This window comes from Streptosporangiales bacterium (assembly GCA_009379955.1).
GTDB lineage: Bacteria > Actinomycetota > Actinomycetes > Streptosporangiales > WHST01 > WHST01.
In genome coordinates this window covers 24,243-42,086 of the sequence record WHST01000001.1, presented here as the reverse complement: position 1 = coordinate 42,086, position 17,844 = coordinate 24,243, and the positions used below count along the sequence as shown (strand labels likewise).

Annotated in this window: 15 protein-coding genes; 8 read left to right on the top strand and 7 right to left on the bottom strand. The window is 71.3% G+C overall.

Annotated features, from left to right (window positions below; translation table 11 throughout):
- The first annotated feature begins 49 nt into the window (after positions 1-49).
- Genes GEV10_00175 through GEV10_00160 form a run of 4 tightly spaced genes read left to right on the top strand, consistent with a single transcriptional unit; the run spans position 50 to position 4,302 of the window.
- Positions 50-859 (top strand): helix-turn-helix domain-containing protein, encoded by an 810-nt coding sequence (locus tag GEV10_00175; protein MQA76891.1) that lies wholly within the window; start codon positions 50-52, stop codon positions 857-859.
- Complete coding sequence (locus GEV10_00170; protein ID MQA76890.1) at positions 835-2,049, top strand: CoA transferase; 1,215 nt, start codon at positions 835-837, stop codon at positions 2,047-2,049. Before GEV10_00175 ends, GEV10_00170 begins: the two co-directional genes overlap by 25 nt.
- Complete coding sequence (locus tag GEV10_00165; GenBank protein ID MQA76889.1) at positions 2,046-2,882, top strand: cyclase family protein; 837 nt, start codon at positions 2,046-2,048, stop codon at positions 2,880-2,882. Before GEV10_00170 ends, GEV10_00165 begins: the two co-directional genes overlap by 4 nt.
- Positions 2,883-2,889: 7 nt before the next feature.
- A complete protein-coding gene (locus GEV10_00160) occupies positions 2,890-4,302 on the top strand; it encodes an MmgE/PrpD family protein (GenBank protein MQA76888.1) in 1,413 nt (470 codons plus the stop codon).
- On the opposite strand, the gene GEV10_00155 is transcribed toward GEV10_00160, so the two are convergent.
- The 3 genes from GEV10_00155 to GEV10_00145 are packed head-to-tail and all read right to left on the bottom strand — an operon-like array spanning position 4,289 to position 7,079.
- A complete protein-coding gene (locus GEV10_00155; protein MQA76887.1) occupies positions 4,289-5,659 on the bottom strand; it encodes an NAD(P)(+) transhydrogenase (Re/Si-specific) subunit beta in 1,371 nt (456 codons plus the stop codon). The genes GEV10_00160 and GEV10_00155 overlap by 14 nt on opposite strands.
- On the bottom strand, positions 5,656-5,952 hold the full coding sequence (locus GEV10_00150; GenBank protein ID MQA76886.1) for an NAD(P) transhydrogenase subunit alpha: 297 nt from the start codon (positions 5,950-5,952) through the stop codon (positions 5,656-5,658). The genes GEV10_00155 and GEV10_00150 overlap by 4 nt, the downstream gene beginning before the upstream one ends.
- Positions 5,952-7,079 (bottom strand): Re/Si-specific NAD(P)(+) transhydrogenase subunit alpha, encoded by a 1,128-nt coding sequence (locus GEV10_00145; protein MQA76885.1) that lies wholly within the window; start codon positions 7,077-7,079, stop codon positions 5,952-5,954. The genes GEV10_00150 and GEV10_00145 overlap by 1 nt, the downstream gene beginning before the upstream one ends.
- 86 nt (positions 7,080-7,165) lie before the next feature.
- Here GEV10_00145 and GEV10_00140 point away from each other — a divergent pair, with 86 nt between their 5' ends.
- The 3 genes from GEV10_00140 to GEV10_00130 all read left to right on the top strand — a co-directional run bounded on the left by GEV10_00140 (position 7,166) and on the right by GEV10_00130 (position 10,032).
- On the top strand, positions 7,166-8,089 hold the full coding sequence (locus tag GEV10_00140) for a LysR family transcriptional regulator (protein MQA76884.1): 924 nt from the start codon (positions 7,166-7,168) through the stop codon (positions 8,087-8,089).
- Positions 8,089-8,991 carry an NUDIX domain-containing protein gene (locus tag GEV10_00135; GenBank protein ID MQA76883.1) on the top strand — a complete coding sequence of 301 codons (903 nt, stop codon included), beginning with the start codon at positions 8,089-8,091 and terminating at the stop codon, positions 8,989-8,991. Before GEV10_00140 ends, GEV10_00135 begins: the two co-directional genes overlap by 1 nt.
- Before the next feature lie 123 nt (positions 8,992-9,114).
- Positions 9,115-10,032 (top strand): TSUP family transporter, encoded by a 918-nt coding sequence (locus GEV10_00130; GenBank protein MQA76882.1) that lies wholly within the window; start codon positions 9,115-9,117, stop codon positions 10,030-10,032.
- A 106-nt stretch (positions 10,033-10,138) separates the two neighbouring features.
- Here GEV10_00130 and rpsA read toward each other — a convergent pair whose 3' ends face one another.
- Complete coding sequence (gene rpsA / locus GEV10_00125) at positions 10,139-11,665, bottom strand: 30S ribosomal protein S1 (GenBank protein MQA76881.1); 1,527 nt, start codon at positions 11,663-11,665, stop codon at positions 10,139-10,141.
- A gap of 277 nt (positions 11,666-11,942) precedes the next feature.
- Here rpsA and GEV10_00120 point away from each other — a divergent pair, with 277 nt between their 5' ends.
- The gene (locus GEV10_00120) at positions 11,943-13,148 is read left to right on the top strand and encodes an MFS transporter (protein ID MQA76880.1); all 1,206 of its coding nucleotides are present in this window, start codon (positions 11,943-11,945) and stop codon (positions 13,146-13,148) included.
- 9 nt (positions 13,149-13,157) lie between these two features.
- Here the strand turns inward: GEV10_00120 and fgd are convergent, their stop codons facing one another.
- From fgd to polA, 3 genes are read right to left on the bottom strand one after another with little or no spacing between them, the layout of a single operon-like run.
- The gene (gene fgd / locus GEV10_00115) at positions 13,158-14,165 is read right to left on the bottom strand and encodes a glucose-6-phosphate dehydrogenase (coenzyme-F420) (GenBank protein MQA76879.1); all 1,008 of its coding nucleotides are present in this window, start codon (positions 14,163-14,165) and stop codon (positions 13,158-13,160) included.
- Between the two features lie 42 nt (positions 14,166-14,207).
- Positions 14,208-15,044 (bottom strand): PrsW family intramembrane metalloprotease, encoded by an 837-nt coding sequence (locus tag GEV10_00110; GenBank protein MQA76878.1) that lies wholly within the window; start codon positions 15,042-15,044, stop codon positions 14,208-14,210.
- Positions 15,045-15,094: 50 nt separating this feature from the next.
- The gene (gene polA, locus GEV10_00105; protein ID MQA76877.1) at positions 15,095-17,815 is read right to left on the bottom strand and encodes a DNA polymerase I; all 2,721 of its coding nucleotides are present in this window, start codon (positions 17,813-17,815) and stop codon (positions 15,095-15,097) included.
- Positions 17,816-17,844: the final 29 nt, after the last annotated feature.

Sequence of the window (17,844 nt, the reverse complement as noted above, 5' to 3'; positions counted from 1 at the left end):
TTCCGTTAGTATCTAGGGGATTCCCCGCTATGGACTGAATGGGACTTGGATGGCACGTCGACCAATCGTTCCGCTAGAGGAAACGCACAGGTCGAGCGGTACCGAGGCAGCGGCCCGGGTCGCCGACGTGTTGCTGCTCTTCACCAGGGGACCTGCGTCCCTGGGAGTCAGCGCGATCGCACGTGAGCTCGGCCTGTCCAAGGCGGTCGTCCACCGGATCCTCCAGTCCCTGGCCTCACGACAGGTCGTCGAGCTCCACCCCGACGGCCACGGGTACCAGCTGGGTCGGGCCGCCGTGGCCCTCGGAGCCCGAGCCATGCGCGATCTCGATCTGCGGCGGGCCGCGCGTCCGGTGCTGCGCCGGTTGCGCGAGGAGACGCAGGAGACCACCTCCCTGTCCGAGCTCCTCGGGACCGCCCGCGTGTATCTCGACCAGTTCGAGGGTCCCCAGGAGGTCAAGGTCGTTCTCGAGCTCGGCCGCCCGCACCAGCTGCACGCCGGTGGCAGCGGCAAGGTGATCCTGGCGTTCCTCCCCGCCGAGACCCGCGAGCGCATCCTCGCGGGGAGCCTCGAACACGTCACGCCGAAGACCGTGACGGACCCCGGCGCCCTCCGCGCCGAGCTCGAAGAGATCGCGAAGGCCGGTTACGCCGGGTCCATCGGCGAACGTCAGCGCGGGGTCGGCTCGGTGGCGGCTCCGGTGTTCGGCATGGACGGCGACGTACTCGGCGCCGTGAGCGTGTGCGGACCGACCGAGCGGTTCGACGCCCAGGCGATCGAGGAGCATGCTCCGAAGGTCCGCAAGGCGGCAGAAGAGGTCTCGAAGGCACTCGGCTGGACCGGCCCGGTGTCGTCGTGACACCGGCACCGACACCTCTCGCGGGCCTCAAGGTCGTCGACGTGGCGACGCTGTTCGCCGGCCCCATGGCCGCGACGATGCTCGCCGACGTCGGCGCCGATGTCGTCAAGGTCGAGCATCCGCAGGGCGATCCGGTGCGTCACCACGGTGCGAGCAGGAACGGCATCGGGCTCTGGTGGAAGCTCCTCGCGCGCAACAAGCGCGCCGTCACCCTGCACCTCGGCACACCGGAGGGACAGGACCTCTTCCGACGGCTCACCGCGGATGCCGACGTCGTCGTCGAGAACTTCCGGCCGGGCACCCTGGAGCGCTGGGGTCTTGGCTACGACGTGCTCTCTCGCGACAACCCGGGCCTGGTGCTCGCGCGGGTCACCGGCTTCGGGCAGTTCGGCCCGTACGCCAATCGGCCGGGCTTCGGCACGCTCGCCGAGGCGATGAGCGGGTTCGCCGCCATCACCGGAGAGCCCGACGGCCCTCCGGTGCTGCCGCCGTTCGGCCTCGCGGACGGGATCGCCGCGATGATGACGGCGTTCGCCGTGCTCACGGCCCTGCGCGCACGCGACCTGACCGGCCGCGGGCAGGTGGTCGACCTGGCGATCATCGAGCCGATCCTCACCGTGCTCGGCCCGCAGCCGACCGTCTACGACCAGCTCGGCGTGCTCCAGCAGCGCACCGGCAACCGGTCGTCCAACAACGCGCCTCGCAACACCTACCGCACCAAGGACGAGCGATGGGTGGCGGTCTCGACGAGCGCGCAGAACGTCGCCGAGCGGGTGATGCGCCTCGTCGGTCGTCCCGACGTCGTCGACGAGCCCTGGTTCGCCGCCGGGAGCGGGCGGGCCGCGCACGCGGACGAGCTCGACGCGGCCGTCGGCGACTGGATCGCACGACGCACGAGGGCCGAGGTGATCGAGGAGTTCGAGCGTGCCCACGCCGCCGTCGCGCCGATCTACGACGCCGCAGACGTGCTCGACGACCCGCAGTTCGCCGCGCTCGGCTCCCTGGTCACCCTCGACGACCCCGACCTCGGGCCGCTCAGGATGCAGAACGTCCCGTTCCGCCTCTCCGAGACCCCGGGCGCCGTCCGGTGGGCGGGCCCACGCCTCGGCGAGCACAACGCCGAGGTGTACGGCGCCCTCGGGCTGACCGCGGAGGACCTGACGCAGCTCCGCGACACGGGCGTCACATGAGCGACACTCTGCTCGAGGCCATCGCCCGTGGCGTCACCGTGTACGACCTGGCGCAGCCGTTCGAATCGGGGATGCCGTGCTCTCCGAACCACCCGGGCTTTCGGCTGGCGCTGCTGCGCCGCCACGGTGACATGGTGCGAGCCGACGGGAGCTCGGCGGCCAACGAGCTGATCGTCACCGGCGGCCACGTCGGCACCCATGTCGACGCCCTCGCCCACGTGTCCTTCGAGGGACTCCTCCACGGTGGCCTGTCCGCGGCAGAGAACCAGGTCGGCGGCCGGATGTCGAGGCTGGGCGCCGACGAGATCGCGCCGATGGTGTGCCGGGGGATCCTGCTCGACGTCGCCCGGCTGCACGGCCTCGACACCCTGGCCGGCGGCCGGGGCGTCGACGCCGACGACCTGCGGAGCGCGGCGCGCGACGCCGGTGTCGAACCGTCCCGGGGCGACGTCGTGCTCGTCAGGACCGGCTGGGCACGGCACTGGACGGATCCCACCACCTACCTCGGGCAGGAGACGGGCGTCCCCGGCGTCACCGAGGACGCCGCGTCGTGGCTCGCGGACCGTGGTGTCCGCGCCACCGGCGCCGACACGACCGCCTACGAACGGATCCCTGCCGGTGCCGGCCACCGCTCGTTGCCCGTGCATCGGCTGCTGCTCGTCGAGCACGGCGTGCACATCATCGAGCACCTCGATCTCGAGGGCCTGGCGAGGGACCGGGTAGCGGAGTTCGGGTTCGTGCTCGCGCCGCTGAAGATCGTCGGCGGCACCGGCTCACCGGTCCGCCCGTTGGCCCTCGTCGCGTCGGTCTCCTCCGTTCCACAGAAAGGGTGATGTGCCGGTGACCGGACTGGTCGGCGAGGTCGCGCGCTTCGCGGTGTCCGTACGCGACGGTGGGCTCGACCCTGCACTGCAACGCGACGCCGCCCGGCGCGTACTGGACATGACCGGCAACTGCCTACTCGCGAGCGACGACGAGATCGGACGGATCGCGACCGCGGTCGCCGACCGGTGGGGCGGCAACGAGGTCGCCGGTGTCCTCGGCAGCCGGCGCCGGTACCCCGGACCGAGTGCCGCCCTGGTCAACGGCACGCTTGCGCACTCGTTCGATTTCGACGACACGCACCTTCCGTCCGTGCTGCATCCGAGTTCGTCGGTGATTCCCGCCGCGCTCGCCGTCGCCGAGGAGGTGGGAGCGAGCGGCGCGGACCTGCTGGCCGCCGTCGCCGTCGGGGACGAGATCTGCGTCCGGCTCGGGATGGCCGGCTACGACGAGGAGCTCGGCAACTCGATCTTCTTCGAACGCGGTCAGCACGCGACGGCGATCTGCGGAGCGGTCGCGGGTGCCGCCGCCGCGGCGATGCTCACCGGGCTCGACGCCGACGGCATCGCCTCGGCGATGGGAGTCGCCGCGAGCATGGGCTCGGGCCTGCTGGAGGCGAACCGCACGGGCGGCACCGTCAAGCGCGCGCACTGTGGCTGGGCCGCCCATGCCGCGGTCGCCGCCACCGATCTCGCCCGAGCCGGCCTGACCGGGCCGCCGACCGTCCTCGAGGGACGGTTCGGGTTCTTCCAGGCCTGGTGCGGAGACGCGGCCGATCCTCAGGTCGTGGTCCGCGATCTGGGTACCTCCTGGGAGCTCCCCGGCATCTTCTTCAAGCCGTACCCGTGCAACCACTTCACCCACGCCGGCATCGACGCGGCGCTGCGGCTGCGAGACGAGGGCCTCGAACCCGCCGACATCACCGACATCGAGCTCGGTGCGCCCACCTCGGTGCTCCGCACGATCGCGCAACCCCCCGAGGTCAAGGCGGCACCCCCGACCGGCTACGCCGCCGCGTTCTCCGGGCCGTACACGGTGGCCGCCGCGCTCGACGGCGGTGGCGGTCTCGGCGTGTGGATCGACGACTTCACCGATGCCGCGGCGAGCGATCCGCGTCGACGTGAGCTGGCCGCGAAGGTCCGCTGCGTCCCCGACGAGCGGTGCGACCAGATCTTCCCCCACCAGTTCCCTGCCGTCCTACGGGTACGAACCCGCGACGGACGCACCCTGGAGCACCGCGTCGACGTCAACCGCGGTGGCCCGCAGCGCCCGCTGTCCGACGACGAGCTCGGCGCCAAGTTCTTCCTCGGTGCCGGTCGGGTGCTCAGCGACGCGCAGTCGAAGACGCTGCTCGACGCCGTGCTCGGTCTGGCCGAGGCGCCGTCCGTGCGCGAGGTCGTCGCCCTCACGACGCCGGTCAGAGCGCCTTGACCGCCGCCACCAGGCTGGCCAGGGAGTCCTTCGCGTCGCCGAACAACAGAGTGGTCTTCGGGTCGTGGAGCAACTCGTTGTCGATGCCGGCGAAGCCGGGGCGCAGCGACCGCTTGAGGAACACGATCGCCCTGGCGTCGTCCGCCGCGAGTATCGGCATGCCGTAGATCGGCGAGCCGGGTGCCGATCGTGCCGCCGGGTTCACGACGTCGTTGGCACCGACGACCAGCGCGACGTCCGCGGTCCTGAACTCCGGGTTGACGATCTCCATCTCCTTCAGCTTCGCGTAGGGCACGTCGGCCTCCGCGAGGAGGACGTTCATGTGCCCGGGCATCCGGCCGGCGACCGGATGGATCGCGTACACGACCTCGATGCCGCGGCGGCCGAGCTCGTCGGCGAGATCGCTGAGCGCGTGCTGGGCCTGCGCCACCGCCAGGCCGTACCCGGGTGCGACGATGACCTTGCGCGCGTACGCCAGCAGGATTGCGACGTCCTGCGGGCCCACCGACCGCACCGGCCGGTCCGTGGCAGTGGTGTCGCCCAGCGTGGAGCCGCCGCCGAACGCGCCGAACATGATGTTGACCAGCGACCGTCCCATCGCCCTGGCCATCAGCTGGCTGAGCAGCACGCCCGACGCGCCGACCAGGGTGCCGGCGATGATGAGCAGGACGTTGCCGAGGACGTAGCCGCTCGCGGCCACCGTGATGCCGCTGAAGGCGTTGAGCAGCGCGATCACGATCGGGACGTCGGCGCCGCCGACCGGCAGCACCAGGAGCACGCCGAGCGCCAGGCTCAGCACCGCGAGCGCGACCGCGACGCCGAGCGGTCCGCCGAGCGCGATCCAGACCGCGGCGGCGACGGACGCGAGCACGGCGGCGAGGAAGACCCAGCGACCACCCGGGAACACCACCGGCCGGCCGGTCATCAGCTCCTGCAGCTTGGCGAACGTGAGGACGGAGCCGGAGAACGTCACCGAGCCGATGAACACGGTGAACGCGGTGACCGTCAGGTGCGGCACGTCGGGGTCGGTCGGTGTCGCGAAGTCGAGGAGGGCGACGAGCGCGCCGGCCGCTCCTCCGACGCCGTTGAAGAGCGCGACCATCTGGGGCATGGCCGTCATGCCGACCCGCCGTGCCGCCACCGTGCCGACCGCGCCGCCGACGACGAGCGCCGCCAGGACCGCCACCAGCCGCTCCGGGCGTTCGACGAGGAAGACGACCACGACCGACACCAGCGCGCCCAGCGCACCGATGAGGTTGCCCAGCCGCGCACCCTTCGGCGAGGACAGGCCCTTCAGCGCGACGACGAAGCAGACCGCCGCGAGCAGGTAGGCGAGGGACGCCCAGGTGCCCGTCATTCGCGCGGCTCCTTGCCGCGGCTGCCGCGGAACATCCGGAGCATCCGGTCGGTCACGACGAACCCGCCCACCAGGTTGACGGCGCCGAGCGCGACCGCGACGAGGGCCACCGCGAACCCGAGCGTCGACTCGACCCGGGCGGCGATGGCGATGGTGCCGACGAGGACGATGCCGCTGATCGCGTTGGAGCCGGACATCAGTGGTGTGTGCAGGGTCGACGACACCTTGGAGATGACCTCGTAGCCCACGAACACCGCGAGCACGAAGACGGTCAGCAGCGCGACGCCATCCATTACGAGACCTCCTCGGCGAGCAGTGCCCTCGTCTGCTCGTGGCGGACCTCGCCGGCGTGCGTCACGCAGCAGGCGTCGAGGATCGCGTCCGCGAGGTCGATCGCCAGCGCGCCGTCAGCGACCATCAGCGCGAGCAGGTTGACGACGTTGGTCGCGTACAGCTGGCTCGCCTGCGCCGGCAGCTGGCTCGGCACGTTGTGGCCGCCCCACACCACCGCGGCGCCGACCGTGATCTCCTCGCCCGGCCGCGAGCCCTCGACGTTGCCGCCCTGCTCCGCGGCGAGGTCGACGACGACGGAGCCCGGTCGCATCGCCTCGACGGCGTCCCGCAGGACGAGCAGCGGCGCCGGTCGGCCGGGCACCGCGGCGGTCGCGATGACGACGTCGGACTCCGAGACGTGCGGGGCGAGCAGCTCGCGCTGCAGGCGTGAGCGTTCCTCGGTCATCTCCCTGGCGTAACCACCCGCGCCGTCGAGAGCGGGCAGGTCGAGCTCGACGAACTCCGCCCCCACGCTCCTGACCTCCTCCGCGGCCGCGGTGCGCACGTCGTACGCCCGCACCATCGCACCCAGGCGGCGGGACGTGGCGATCGCCTGGAGGCCTGCCACGCCGGCGCCGAGGACGAGCACGCGGGCGGGCGGCACGGTGCCCGCGGCGGTCATGAAGAGGGGGTAGAACCTGGGCAGTCGCTCCGCCGCGACCACCGCGGCCCGGTAGCCCGCCACGACCGCCTGCGAGGACAGTGCGTCCATGGACTGGGCGCGCGAGATCCGCGGCACCAGCTCCATGGCGACGGCCGTGCGTCCGCTCTCGCCGAGGACGCGGATCAGGTCGACCTGCTGCGCGATCGGCAGGAACGACACGGTGACGGCCGACGCGGTGAGTCGCGTGACCTGCGCCTGCGCGGGCGGTTGCACGCAGACCAGCAGCTCCGCACCGTCGAGAGCGTCGCCGGCCACCGTCGCACCCGCGGCGCGGTAGTCGTCGTCGGAGTGACCGGCCGCCTGACCCGCACCGGGCTCGACGACGACGTCGAGCCCCGCCTCGAGCAGCCGCGGGAGCACCGCGGGCACGATGGCGACGCGCCGCTCGCCGGGGCTCGTCTCCTTCGGCACCGCCATCCGCACAGTACGGACACCCTAGTGCCCCGACGTCCTCCCGACGAGACCCCAGCGGCGCTGGCGAGGCTCGGGCACCGACGTAAGCTGGACTGGTGATCGACGTCCATCGCCTCGGCATCCTCCGCGCGGTGTCGAGGAACGGCAGCCTCGCCGGCGCCGCCAGGTCGTTGCGCCTCACCCCGTCCGCCGTATCGCAGCACGTCGCCGCGCTCGAGCGTTCCGTCGGCGCCAGGGTGGTCGACCGCAGCACCCGCGGCGTCCAGCTCACCGCCGCCGGTCGGCTGCTCGTCGACGCCGCCGACGCCGTCGCCGGGGAGCTGTCCGACACCGAGCGGCGGCTGTCCCAGCTCGTCAACGGCCAGGCCGGCCGGCTGGCCGTGGCCACCTTCTCCAGCGCCGGCCAGGGACTCCTGCCGCCCGCCATGGCGCCGATGACCGCGCGCGCCGAGGTCGACGTCCAGGCCATCGAGGCCGAACCCCCCGGGGCGGTCGACCTGCTGCGCGCGGGTGAGGTCGACGTCGCTCTGGTCTACCACTTCCGCACCAGGACTCCCCCACGCGCCTGGCGCGACCTGCACTACGTCCCGCTGGTCGAGGACCACGTGCGCGCCGTCCTCCCCGCGCAGCACCCGATGAGCAGCCGGTCGGAGATACGGATGGCCGACCTCGCCGACGAGTGGTGGGTGCACGGGTGGGGCTCGTGCGGCGAAGCGATGGAGGCGGCCGCCGGCTACGACCCCAAGGTCGCGTGCCGGGGCAGTGACTACTTCTTCATGATGACCATGGTCGCGGCGGGCATCGGCATCGCGCTCATCCCCGACGTCGCGCTCGGCATCGTCGTCGACGGCGTGACCATCCGTCCCGTCCGCCCCACCCCGGTGCGTTACATCGGCGCCCTCCTCCCCCGCGACCGCTGGTCCACCCCGCTCACCGACGAGCTCGTCGACCGGCTCAAGGCGGCCGCGGGCGACGGCACCACGCGGTCCGTACGCGACCGGGCCGGCGCGCGAGACTAGTGCGAGGCGACGGTGACGGCTGGGTGACCTGCGACCTCGGTCACCGCCACTGGGGACGACACGGCGCCGCCGGCCTGCTGCTGCGCGGTCCCGGCGACGGATCGTCCCGGCGCCCGGTGCTCGTCCAGCTGCGCGTGGAGTGGAGCCATCACGGCGGCACCTGGGGCCTGCTCGGCGGCGCGCGCGACAGCCACGAGACACCCGTCGACACCGCCCTGCGCGAGGCGGGAGAGGAGGGCGGGATCGACCCGTCCCGGGTGAGGGTCTCCGGCGCCTACACCGACGACCACGGCGGCTGGAGCTACACCACCGTCCTCGCTGACGTCACCGAGACGTTCCCCGTCGCCCCCGCCAACGCCGAGAGCGTCGAGCTCCGCTGGGTCCCCGAGGACGAGCTCGCCTCGCTCGCGCTGCATCCGCACTTCGCGATCACCTGGCCGCGCCTGCTCGCCTCCCCGCGGGCACCGGTCGTGATCGTCGACGCCGCCAACGTGGTCGGTAGCCGTCCCGACGGCTGGTGGCGCGACCGCCTCGGCGCGGCGCGACGGCTGCGCGACCGCCTCATCCTGCTGGCCAGGCACGGGCTGAGCGCGAGCCGGCTGCCGTACGAGGTCGACCCTGCCAGGAGCGACGACACCTGGTATGCCGACGTCGTCATGGTCACGGAGGGTGCGGCCAGGCCGCTGGCCGGCGAGGCGAGCCCGGACGTGCGGGTGGTCGGCGCCGAGCGGTCGGGCGACGACGCGATCGTGTCGTTGGTTGCCGAGCACGCCGGCGCCGCACATCGCACGACCGTGGTCGTCACGGCCGACCGGGAGCTCGGTCGCCGTTGCCAGAGCACCGATCACCGGGCCGTCGTCGCGCGACCGGGGTGGCTCACCGCGCTCCTCGACGAACTGTGACGCCGGCCACCACGTAACGTAGGCGCGTCTCGCCATCCGAGCTCCCGGCTGTACATCCGGGGACATTTCCGTACCCTTAATCTATCGGTCCAGTCGGTAATACCGGATGAACAGGGATAGTCTGTGCGGAAGCTCATCCTGCTCGCCCTCGTCGGTCTCGGCGCCCAGCTCGTCGACGGCAGCCTCGGCATGGCGTACGGCGTCACGTCGACCACGCTGCTGCTCGCCACCGGCGCCGCGCCCGCCGCCGCGTCCGCGACGGTCCATCTCGCGGAGATCGGCACGACCCTGGTGTCGGGCGCTTCGCACTGGCGGTTCGGGAACGTCGACTGGAAGATCGTGGCGAAGATCGCCGTCCCCGGCGGCATCGGCGCGTTCGCCGGGGCCACCTTCCTCAGCAGCCTCAGCACCGAGACCGCGGCACCGATCATGTCCGGCCTCCTGCTGGCACTCGGCGTCTACATCCTGATCCGGTTCACCGCCTGGGGCACGCCGCGAGGACAGCTCGGCAAGCCGGTCCGCGCCTGGTTCCTCGCACCGCTCGGCCTCGTCGGCGGCTTCGTCGACTCCACCGGGGGCGGCGGCTGGGGCCCGGTCTCCACGCCGGCGCTGCTGGCGACAGGACGCCTGGAGCCGCGCAAGGTCGTCGGCTCGGTCGACACCAGCGAGTTCATCGTCGCCCTCTCAGCCAGCCTCGGCTTCCTCATCGGCCTCGGCGGTGAGGGCATCCCGTTCTCCGCGGTCGGCGCGTTGCTCGTGGGCGGCCTGATCGCCGCCCCGATCGCCGCCTGGCTGGTGCGGCACATCCCCGGCCGGGTGCTCGGCTCGCTCGTGGGTGGGGTCATCGTCCTCACCAACACCCGGACGATCCTGCGCTCCGACTACGTCGACGCGGCACCGGCCACGCTGTGGACCGCGTACGTGGCGATCGCCGTCGTCTGGGCCGTCGCGGTCGTCTGGTCGGTCCTGGCCTACCGCAAGGAGCGCGCCGAGCTCATCGCCGAGGCCGAGCGCGCCACCGAGGCCGAACCCGTCGCCTGAGGCGACGCGAGGCCGATCACGTCGGCCGCCCCACGACACGCCTGTGGAACACATCGGTGCCCGGCTCCAAGGGGAGCCGGGCACCGATGTCGCGTTGCGGTGAGGGTCAGCTGGGACTGCCACCGGTCAGCTTGTCACGAAGCGCCTGCAGCGCCTCGTCGGACGCCAGCGCGCCCTCGGCCTCGTCGCCGGCGGAGGAGTACTGCGTGCCGCCACCAGAGGAGCCGCCCGACGACCCGCTCGAGCTGCTGCTGCTGCTGCTCGAGCCGCTGACCGCCGCCTCCGCGGCCGCCTCGGCGTCGGACTCGCGGGAGTCCTCGATCTGCTTGCGGTGCGCCTCCCAGGTGGTGTGCGCCTCGGCGTACTGGCGCTCCCACTCCTCGCGCTGCTTGTCGAAGCCCTCGAGCCACTCCCCGCTCTCGGGGTCGAAGCCGTCCGGGTACTTGTAGTTGCCCTGCTCGTCGTACTCGGCCGCCATGCCGTACAGGGTCGGGTCGAACTCCTCGCCTCCGGCACCGCCCTCGTTGGCCTGCTTGAGGGACAGGCTGATGCGACGGCGTTCCAGGTCGATGTCGATGATCTTCACGAAGATCTGCTTGCCGACCTGCACGACCTGCTCGGGGATCTCGACGTGCCGCTCCGCCAGCTCGGAGATGTGCACGAGACCCTCGATGCCCTCCTCGACCCGGACGAACGAGCCGAACGGGACGAGCTTCGTGACCTTGCCGGGCACGACCTGACCGATCTGGTGGGTGCGGGCGAACTGCTGCCAGGGGTCTTCCTGCGTGGCCTTGAGCGAGAGCGACACGCGCTCCCGGTCGAGGTCGACGTCGAGGACCTCGACGGTGACCTCCTGGCCCACCTCGACGACCTCGCTCGGGTGGTCGATGTGCTTCCAGGACAGCTCGGACACGTGCACCAGGCCGTCGACGCCGCCGAGATCGACGAACGCACCGAAGTTGACGATCGACGACACGACGCCCTTGCGGATCTGGCCCTTCTGCAGCTGGTTGAGGAAGTTCTGACGAACCTCCGACTGTGTCTGCTCGAGCCACGCGCGCCTCGACAGCACGACGTTGTTGCGGTTCTTGTCCAGCTCGATGATCTTGGCCTCGAGCTCCTTGCCGACGTACGGCTGGAGATCACGCACGCGACGCATCTCGACCAATGAGGCGGGGAGGAAGCCGCGGAGCCCGATGTCGAGGATCAGTCCACCCTTGACGACCTCGATGACCGTGCCTGTGACGATGCCGTCGTCGTCCTTGATCTTCTCGATCGTGCCCCAGGCGCGCTCGTACTGAGCCCGCTTCTTCGAGAGGATCAGCCGGCCTTCCTTGTCCTCCTTCTGCAGGACAAGGGCCTCGACCCCGTCACCCACACTGACGACCTCGGCCGGGTCGACGTCGTGCTTGATGGAGAGCTCTCGGCTCGGGATCACACCCTCGGTCTTGTACCCGATGTCGAGCAGGACCTCGTCCCGATCGACCTTGACGACGGTGCCGTCGACGATGTCACCGTCGTTGAAGTACTTGATGGTCAGGTCGATCGCCGCGAGGAAGTCTTCTTCGGACCCGATGTCGTTGACCGCTACCTGCTGCGGCGCCGACTGGGCGGCGTCAGTGCTGCTCGTCATATGTTTGGTTGGCTCCGGTGTGGACTGGTGTCGTGAGTGTCCTGTTGTGAGCGCCTGGACCCTGTCCGTCAAGCCGACGTGGATACGGGTGAAGCGTCGTTTCGCGATACCCGGATGATCGACATGAACGAGCGCAGCCTGCTCCGTCCGAGGTCGCGCAGGCCCACAGCGCACAGGTCAGGATACGGTCACGCGTGATCAAGGGTCAACGAGGGGTGCACGGGCAGCCCCACGGGACCCCACTGGTCACTCCGACCGTCCCTCGTAGACTCTACCCATAACACCACGAGAACAGGGCACCGCAGCGCGTGCTCGGCGCGAGCGCCTGCTGGTCCTCGTCGGCATCGCGCTCGTCGCGCTCAACCTCCGCCCGCTGGTCAGCAGCCTCGGCCCGGTGCTCACCGAGATCCGTGCCGACCTCGCGCTCACCGGCACGGTCGCCGGCCTGGTCACGACCCTGCCGCTGATCTGCTTCGGGGTCTGCGGCCTCGCCGCCCCACCTCTCGCCGCGCGGGTCGGCCTGCGCCGCTCCGCCCTGCTCGCCATGCTCGCGGTGGCCGCCGGGCTCGGCGTCCGCGTGCTCACCGACTCGGCTGCCGTGTTCGTCGCCGCCACCGCGTTCGCCCTCGCCGGGTCAGGTGTCGCCAACGTGCTCTGCCCCGCACTGGTCAAGCTGCACTTCCCGAACCGGATCAGCCTCGTGATCGGCGTCTACAGCACCCTCATGCAGCTGTCGACGGCCCTGGCCGCGGGCGCGTCCGTGCCGATCGCGGACGCCTTCGGCGGCTGGCGGGCGGCCCTGGGGATGTGGGCCGTGATGGGCCTGGTCGCCGCCCTGCCCTGGCTCGGCCTGCTGCGCGAGCGCGCGCCCGTACGCCAACCAGGCCACGCCGTGTCCGCGCGCCGCCTGGTCAGGAGCAGGACCGCGTGGTTGCTCACTCTCTTCTTCGGGCTGCAATCGGCCAACGGGTACGCGCAGCTGGGGTGGCTGCCCGCGATCCTGCGCGACGCCGGGATCGACCAGGCCGACGCGGGCTACGCGCTCGCGCTCCTCCCCGGAGTCGGCATGGTCGTCTCCCTGTTGCTCGCGGCCGTCACCGCACGGCTGCGCAGCCTGCGTCCGCTCGTCGTCGTCATCATGAGCTGTTACCTCGCCGGCTACGTAGGACTCCTCGTCGCCCCGGGCACCGCGCCGGTCCTGTGGGCGGTGCTGCTCGGCATCGGCAACGGTGTGTTCCCGGTCGCGCTGATCCTGATCGGGTTGCGCGCGCGTACCGGCCAGGGCAGCAGCGCACTGTCCGGCTTCGTGCAGGGCATCGGCTACTTCGTCGCGGCGGCCGGCCCGTTCCTCATCGGCGTCCTCCACGACGCGACGGGCACCTGGACGATCCCAGTGACGGTGCTGCTCGCCTCGATCCTCGTCCTGTTCGCGCTCGGTCTGGGCGTGACCCGCATCCGCTACGTGGAGGACGAGATCACCTGACGAGCCGGGTCAGGCGCCGAGGTCACGCAGGCGGGGCGCCAGCTGCTCCTCGAACGCGGCGAGGAACCTGCGCTGGTCGTGGCCGGGCGCGTGGAACACCAGGTGGTTGAAGCCGGCGTCGACGTACGGCTTGATGTTGGCGACGGCCTCGTCGGGGTCGGCGCTCACGATCCAGCGGCTCGCGATCTTGTCGATCGGCAGCTCGTCGGCGGCCCGCTCCATCTCGATCGGGTCCTCGAGCTCGGCCTTCTGCTCGGCGCTCAGCGCGAGCGGCGCCCAGAACCTGGTGTTCTCCAGCGCGGTGTCGTAGTCGGTGTCGAACGACAGCTTGATCTCGATCATCCGGTCGAGGGACGACGGGTCACGGGACGCCTTCTCGAGGCCCTCGTCGACCGCCGGGATGAGCTTCTCCTCGTAGAGGTCCATGCCCTTGCCGCTCGTGCAGATGAACCCGTCGGCGACGCGCCCGGCGTAGCGCGCCATCATCGGTCCGCCCGCGGCGACGTAGACCGGGATGCCCGCGGCCGGCCGGTCGTAGATCGTGGCACCGACGGTCGTGTAGTACTCGCCCTGGTAGTCGACGCGCCCTCCGGCCCACAGCGCCCGCATCAGCTCGACGGACTCGCGGAGCCGGGCGAACCGCTCCTTGATCGGCGGCCACTCACGGCCGGAGACCGCGATCTCGTTGAGCGCCTCCCCCGTGCCGATGCCGAGTATCACGCGGCCCGGGTACAGGCAGCCCATCGTGCCGAAGGCCTGCGCGATGACGGCGGGGTTGTAGCGGAACGTGGGGGTCAGGACGCTCGTGCCGAGCATGACGCGGGACGTGCGCTCGCCGACTGCCGTCATCCAGGCGATCGAGAACGGCGCGTGCCCGCCCTCGTGCCGCCACGGCTGGTAGTGGTCGCTGACCAGGACGCTGTCGAACCCGTGCGTCTCGGCCGCGACCCCAAGCTCCACGAGCTCACGCGGGCCGAACTGCTCCGCCGACGCCTTGTACCCGAGGGTGATGCTCACCGCTACCTGCCTCCAGTGCTGGGGAACGCCTCCACCGGCAACCTACTGCGACCGCCGCCGCGCCGTGGCAGGGGCACCGGCACGGTGGGAGCGGCCGATGAGGATCAGCAGCAGGACGAGGCTGACTGTGCCGATGACGACGTGCGCGACGATGCTGTTCAGCGCGTCCCAGCCGGTGTGCAGGAGCACGGCGAGGACGAGGGCGCCGATCGCGAGGAGCGCCGCGCGAGCCCTGTGCGGTGCGGTCGGGATTCGCCAGAGGGCGGCGGTGGTCATGCCGGTCCAGGCGACGTGGCCGGCCGGCGCGAGGAGTCCGCGCAACAGGAGAGTCTGGTCTACCGCAGCGATGCTGCGCTCGGACAGCAACGCGCTGAACCCGTATCCCATGGTCTCGAGGGTGGCGAACCCCATCCCGGACGCGATGCCGATGATGACCCCGGCCTGGCGGCCCCGGCTGGGCAGGAACAGCAGCAGCGCGACCGGCACGACGAGCTTGGCGGTCTCCTCGATCAGGCCCACGCCGAGCATCGGCAACGCGCCGAGACGGTGGAGGGTGTCGTACTCGAGGGTGCCGGCGGTGACAGTCCCGACGATGCCGCCGGTGAGGGCAGTGAACACGACCAGACCGGGCGAGGCGGTGATCGCCGGGCCCGATCCCCACGCGAACACCAGCACCGTGATCGGCACCGTCATCGCGCCCAGCAGGATCAGGGAGGGAAAGAAGTTGAGGTTCTCGGTGGTGACGAGGGTGCGCAGAACCAGCAGGTAGGCCGCGACACCGGCGATGAGCACGGCAACCCAGGCCAGTCGGTGCGACCACGATCGGCGCCGTGGCACACCCTCGCCCGAGACGACGACACCACCTGGAGCAGTCGACATTGTCCGACTCCTGAGCGTTGGACCCACGCAGACGTGGGGGTCACCTCAACCTAGTGCCCGGCGGCATCCCAGTCGTGGCCGACGCCCACGGAGACCTCGAGCGGCACGCGCAGCTCGTACGCCGCAGACATCTCACGGACGGCCAGCTCACGGACGGTGTCGAGCTCGCCCGGCGCGACCTCGAACACGAGCTCGTCGTGCACCTGCAGCAGCATGCGCGACGTGAGGCCGGCCTCGGTGAGCGCGCGGGCGACCCGCAGCATCGCGACCTTGATGATGTCGGCGGCGGAGCCCTGGATCGGCGCGTTGAGCGCCATGCGTTCGGCCATCTGGCGACGCTGCCTGTTGTCGCTCACCAGGTCGGGCAGGTAGCGACGCCGGCCCATGAGGGTCTCGGTGTAGCCGTCGCGGCGGGCCTGGTCGACAACTTCCTTGAGGTAGTCGCGCACGCCGCCGAACCGCTCGAAGTAGCGCTCCATCTGCGCGGACGCCTCGTCCGGGGTGATGGCGAGCTGCTGCGCCAGGCCGTACGCCGACAGCCCGTACGCGAGGCCGTACGACATCGCCTTGATCCGCCGGCGCATCTCCGGGTCGACCGCGGTGGTGTCGATGTCGAACGCCTGCGCCGCGACGTAGGTGTGGAGGTCCTCGCCCGACTGGAACGCCTCGATGAGTCCCGCGTCGTCGGACAGGTGCGCCATGATGCGCATCTCGATCTGGCTGTAGTCGGCGGTGAGGAGGGTCTCGAACCCCTTCGCGACGACGAAGCCGCGGCGGATCGCGCGGCCCTCGACGCTCCGGATCGGGATGTTCTGCAGGTTGGGGTCGCGCGACGACAGCCGGCCCGTCGCCGCGACGATCTGGTCGAACGTGGTGTGGATCCGGCTCGCGTCGTCGATCATCGGGATCAGCGAGTCGACGATGCTGCGCAGCTTGCTCACGTCGCGGTGCCTGAGCAGGTGCTCGAGCACGGGATGCCCGGTCTGCGCCAGCAGGCTCTGCAGGGCGTCGGCGTCGGTGGTGTAGCCGCTCTTGATCCGCTTGGTCTTGGGCAGGCTCAGCTCCTCGAACAGCACCTGCTGGAGCTGCTTGGGCGAGCCGAGGTTGAACTCGTGGCCGACGACGGCGAACGTGGCCTGCTCGGCGTCCTTGACCCCGCCGGCGAGGGTGGCCGACAGGTGGTCGAGGTGGTCGCCGTCGACCGCGATGCCGACCCGTTCCATGCCGGCGAGCAGGTGCAGCAACGGGAGCTCGACGTCACCGAGCAGGTCGCTGCCGCCGCGGCGCGCGACGTCGGCCTCGAGCTCGTCCGCGAGCTCGAGCACGGCACGGGCACGGATCGCGAGCGACTCCGCTTCGTCCTGCTCGGCACTACCGTCGAGGGACAGCTGACCGCCCTCGTCGGCCTCGGCCCGCAGCTCGCGCCTCAGGTAGCGCAGGGTGAGGTCGCCGAGGTCGAACGAGCGCTGCCCGGGCAGCACGAGGTACGCGGCGAGCGCGGTGTCGCAGGCGAGACCGGCCAGCGGCCAGCCGTGCGCGGCGAACGCCAGGCTCGGCCCCTTGACGTCGTGCATGACCTTGGGCCGCTCCGGGTCGGCCAGCCAGTCGCCGAGCGCGCCGTCGTCGTCCTCGGTCAGCTGGGTGGGGTCGAAGAAGGCCGCCGCGCCGTCGGGAGCCGCGACCGCGAACCCGGTGACCGTGCCCGTGCCACGCCCCCAGGTGCCTGTCACGGCCACGCCGCAGCGGACGCCGACCGCGGTGTGCTCGGCGAGCCAGCCGGCCAGCTCACCCGCGCCCACGACGGTCGTGTCGACCTCGAACCCCTCGTCGGCCTCGGGCTCGACCGACGAGAGCGTGGCGAACAGCCGCTCGCGGAGCACCCGGAACTGCAGGTTGTCGAAGAGGTCGTGCACCTGCTGGCGATCCCAGGCCCCGAGCTGCAGGTCGTCGGGCGCGTGGTCGAGCTCGACGTCGCGGACCAGCTCGGTGAGCTGGCGGTTGGAGATGACCTGGGCGAGGTGCGCGCGCAGCGCGTCGCCCGCCTTGCCCTTGACCTCGTCGACGCGGTCGACGAGATCGTCGAGCGACCCGAACTCGCGGATCCACTTCGCCGCGGTCTTCTCCCCCACGCCCACGATGTTGGGCAGGTTGTCGCTCGGGTCGCCGCGCACGGCGGCGAAGTCGGGGTACTGCGCGGGGGTGAGCCCGTACTTCTCGGCCACCGCGTCGGGGGTGAACCTGGTGAGGTCGGAGACGCCGCGCCGCGGGTAGAGGACGGTGACGGAGTCGCTCACCAGCTGCAGCGCGTCGCGGTCGCCGGTGCAGATGAGGATCTCGTAGCCGGCCGCCTCGGCCTGGCTGGTCAGCGTGGCGATCAGGTCGTCGGCCTCGAAGCCGTCGAGCGCCAGGCGCGGGATGCGCAGCGCGTCGAGTACCTCCTCGATGAGGCTGACCTGCCCGCGGAACTCGTTGGGCGTCTGGCTGCGGTTCGCCTTGTACTCCGGGTAGCGCTCCGACCTGAACGTCTTGCGCGAGACGTCGAACGCGACCGCCATGTGGGTCGGCTGCTCGTCGCGCAGGACGTTGATCAGCATGGACGTGAACCCGTACACCGCGTTGGTCGGCTGGCCGGTGGTCGTGGAGAAGTTCTCGACCGGCAGGGCGAAGAACGCGCGGTATGCCAGCGAATGGCCGTCGATCAGCAGCAGCCGCGGCTTCGGCGTCGCGGCCTGGTCCGGTTGTGCGGTCGGGGCCGCGTTGGTGGTTGGCATCGACCCGATCCTAGGCTTCCCCAGTGACA